This is a genomic window from Candidatus Zixiibacteriota bacterium, from assembly GCA_040753495.1.
In the GTDB taxonomy this organism is placed as follows: domain Bacteria; phylum Zixibacteria; class MSB-5A5; order GN15; family PGXB01; genus DYGG01.
The window spans coordinates 1-3,438 of sequence record JBFMEF010000079.1 but is presented as its reverse complement, the minus strand read 5'-3'; the positions used below and the strand labels follow the sequence as shown (position 1 = coordinate 3,438).

Sequence of the window (3,438 nt, the reverse complement as noted above, 5' to 3'; positions counted from 1 at the left end):
AAGGGAACGAGCGCGGAATGCCCGATAGGCGGCCGAGGCGATAAAAAACGCCAGCAGGGAAAACATAGTCGCCTGTATCGGAATCATTATATAATCAAAAAAGGCGCGGAACATATAGTTCTGCAGCCCGGCCGAATTGAAGAAATCGCGGAAATAATTGAATCCGAAGAAAATCATCGCAAACAGCCCGGTCAGGGTCACAATCGAGTACTGCCAGTTCTGACGTTTATGCTTTATCTTGTCCCAGGAGACGCGCATAAGCGACCAGATACCCAGCGCGAGGGCGAATATTCCGATGATATATATCCAGTCGAGGAGGAATTCGTACATCCATTCCGATTTCTCGTGAGGAATGAAGTACTGGACAATCCCAAAGAGACCGAATATAAGAACCAGAAATAACGGTAATTGTCTCTTCATAGTCTATCTCCTCAATTGCTCACGAAGAAGAATTCTTTGAAACCGTCAACGCCGAAGTTCAGCAGTATGAAACCGACCACGGCAATCAAAATGACCCCGGCTTTGGCATAGTCCTGCGCTTTGAGGGAGCCCAACAGAAGCGGCTCCCGTCCCAGATAAGCCGACGCCGCATAGAGCTCCTCGCCGATAAGAGTGTAGTCGCAGGCGACAACGAAAAACGGAATCTGGGCTATTTCATCGGTGCCGGCAATCTGAATTGAGCCGGCCAGAGCCCCGGTCTCGGCCAGAATCAGCGACTCGGCGTAGAATTTCCCCATATAGATGTTGGTGGCGGGATGGTCACGGAGCATGGTGCCATTCACCGCCGCCACATAGGCGAACTGTGACTGCGTCACAAAATAGACCATATCTTCTTTGTAAGCGTCGGGTCGGCCGGCATCGGCATACGAGGCTTTCACCGTTTCCTGCGCCACAGTCATGACAATCGGGTCGTAGCAGGGCACAATTAGCCCGGTCTGATACTCGGCAACCTTTTTAGCCACTCGTCCCAGAATGGTGTACGAGGCAATAGTCGCGATATCAGCGGCGGTGCCCAGCCCAAGCACGTAGAGAATCGGCTTTCCCATTTCGGTGGCGCGGCCTATCGCTTCATCGACAGCCCCGATTCCTGCCAGAGGACGAACATAGAGGTCGGCTCCCCCTTTGGCACGATTAATGAAATAGAGGGTCAGAGCCAGAAAGCAGGCGACAAATATCAGCACCGGCACGCGGCCGGTATTGAACCATTGTCCGTAGGACTGTATCGGTCCTGCCACGGCCGATTCGGCATAGACGGCGCTGTCGGCGGTTATCGTTCTGATTTTGTAGTAATAATCGATGTAGTCCTCCATATAGTCGGGAGAGTCTTTCTCCTTGGAGCCGACATCGACATGAGAATGTGACCCGGCCGGCACCCCCGCCCGTTTCACAAACGGTCCCTCCATCGATGGAGCCCGGTAGATCTCATAACCGATAACGTTGTTGAGACCGGCGCCATCATCAGGCGAAATCTCCCACGAGAGCGTCACCGAATGGCCATGGTCATTGTCGGTATCCTTAAGCTGAATATTGGATACCGGACCGGGCGCAACCGTAAGCGCCCCGGTGGTCTCACCGGATAACAGGCTGTCTTCCGCTGTCTGCGCTGTCGCCGGGGGGGCCGCCACGGCAAGACAGAGCAGAAGCAGCAACAGAAGTTGACGTTTCATAGACACCTCATACCTTATACCAATCTATAATTACTCAATTTAATAGTCCCAGCCAGTCATCAAAAAGGAAAGTCAGTCGCCCCACCAGAAGCGACACACGCCCCATAACGGTGTATCCGAAGGAGGCGCCGAAAGTTATCATCAACACCCAGATACCGACGCGCGAGGCCGCCCCGAAAACGCCCTTATGTTCCTTGGAGAAGAAGAAGTAAATCAGCCCGCAGAAAGTCCCGATAAAAATCACCCAGTTGGTCAGCATCAGGGTGAACTGCCCTCCCGAAGCCAGGGAAAAATCGGAAAAGAACGCTCCCGCGCCTTTCCATTGCACCAGCAGCGGCACGAAAGTATTACTCACCTGGCTTATAAAATCGGAGCGCAGATATCGAATAAGATTGAGCCCGGCAGTGGTGCCGACAATGAACGCCAGCGCCCAGCGAGAGAGCCATCCGGCTTTCGACGAAAGTCGCATGAGAAGCAGAATCCCCAGGATAAGCGGCACAAAATAGTAGAAAGTGAACTCTTTGTACGGTACCCCAAAGAACTTCGACAGTCCCGGCGAGATGCGCGGAATCAGATTGCCGACAAAGGTTGACCAGAAGCCAACACACATCCAGTACGCCGCCGAAACCCCGACAAAGAGATGCTCGGCAAACTTGTAATAAGGATTGTCTTTATAGAGAAAGGAAAAAATCGCCAGAGTCACAAATGCCGCCAGGGTCACGAAGAAGGCATGACGAATTGATGACCAGGATACGGTAACACCCGACGACGGGAAAGATTTAATCGCCCAACTTACAAGGAAGAGCGCCACGACCGCAATCAAGATAATCAGCATCCATCTACTGCCGTTCATATCATCCCCGCCTTCTGCGCGCGACAAAGTATGAGATATTGCCGATTATAATGAAAGCCATTATCACCAGGTGCGCCAAAGTTTGCGGACCCATCATCTTGATGCCCGGCTGCGGTGTCTCGGCAAACTGGGGATAATGACGTTTCAACTCCGCCTCATACTCGGCCGCCCCTTTTATTCCGCCGAGCAAGCCCAGTAACTGTGTGGGGTAATACGGATATAGCAGTGGCGCCGAGACAGCGGCGCTTCCTCCCGCTACCGGGATATGCCCCGGGTCGCCGGCAAACTGAATCCACTCCTTTATGCCGGGAAAACCGCCGCCGACCGACATCAGCAGGTTCATATTTCGAAGCGATTTAACGCCATCCATAATCGGCAGCGAATCGAGGTCAATCCCGCCGACATCGGTCAGATACATTTTTCTGATATCGGTGATGATTACATTGAGGACTCCCTGATTGCCAGCCTTGTACCCCAGATTGACGTAATCTGCGCCGTAGACTTTCTCCGGAAACTCTCTTTTGATGATGCTGTCGACGGCCGTGGCGGCAAGAGATTGCCCGGTCGCCCAGAGACCCATCAGGTAGACCTTGTGCCCTTTCGCCAGAGAATGACGCAAAAAGGCATTCGACATCGGCTCCACTTCGGGAGCCATCGAGGGACCGTAATCGTACGAAATCAGCACCCGGGAGCCGGGCGGAAGATTATCAATTTTGTCATAGACCGCTTCCACAATGGGGGAGGCTTTCTCGGCGAAGGTGATACTGAAAAGTATCGGGACCGAAACCGCCAGTCCGATGAAAACGAATATCACCCGCCGCTCCACTTCTTTCCCCTGCCATGCCCGTATCAGAAACCAGAGCAAGCCGACGCCGATAATAAGAAAAGATATAATTAGTCCGAGATTATTCATTGTCG

The 3,438-nt window shown here is 52.9% G+C and carries 4 protein-coding genes; all 4 read right to left on the bottom strand.

The window, feature by feature from the left end; translation table 11 throughout:
- Positions 1–420 (bottom strand): hypothetical protein (locus AB1690_05085; GenBank protein ID MEW6014675.1); only part of this gene is annotated, 420 nt, incomplete at its 3' end.
- A gap of 11 nt (positions 421–431) precedes the next feature.
- Positions 432–1,667 carry a fibronectin type III domain-containing protein gene (locus tag AB1690_05080; protein ID MEW6014674.1) on the bottom strand — a complete coding sequence of 412 codons (1,236 nt, stop codon included), beginning with the start codon at positions 1,665–1,667 and terminating at the stop codon, positions 432–434.
- Between the two features lie 34 nt (positions 1,668–1,701).
- Positions 1,702–2,520 (bottom strand): hypothetical protein, encoded by an 819-nt coding sequence (locus tag AB1690_05075; protein MEW6014673.1) that lies wholly within the window; start codon positions 2,518–2,520, stop codon positions 1,702–1,704.
- Position 2,521: 1 nt separating this feature from the next.
- On the bottom strand, positions 2,522–3,438 hold a 917-nt coding region (locus AB1690_05070; GenBank protein MEW6014672.1), incomplete at its 5' end, for a hypothetical protein.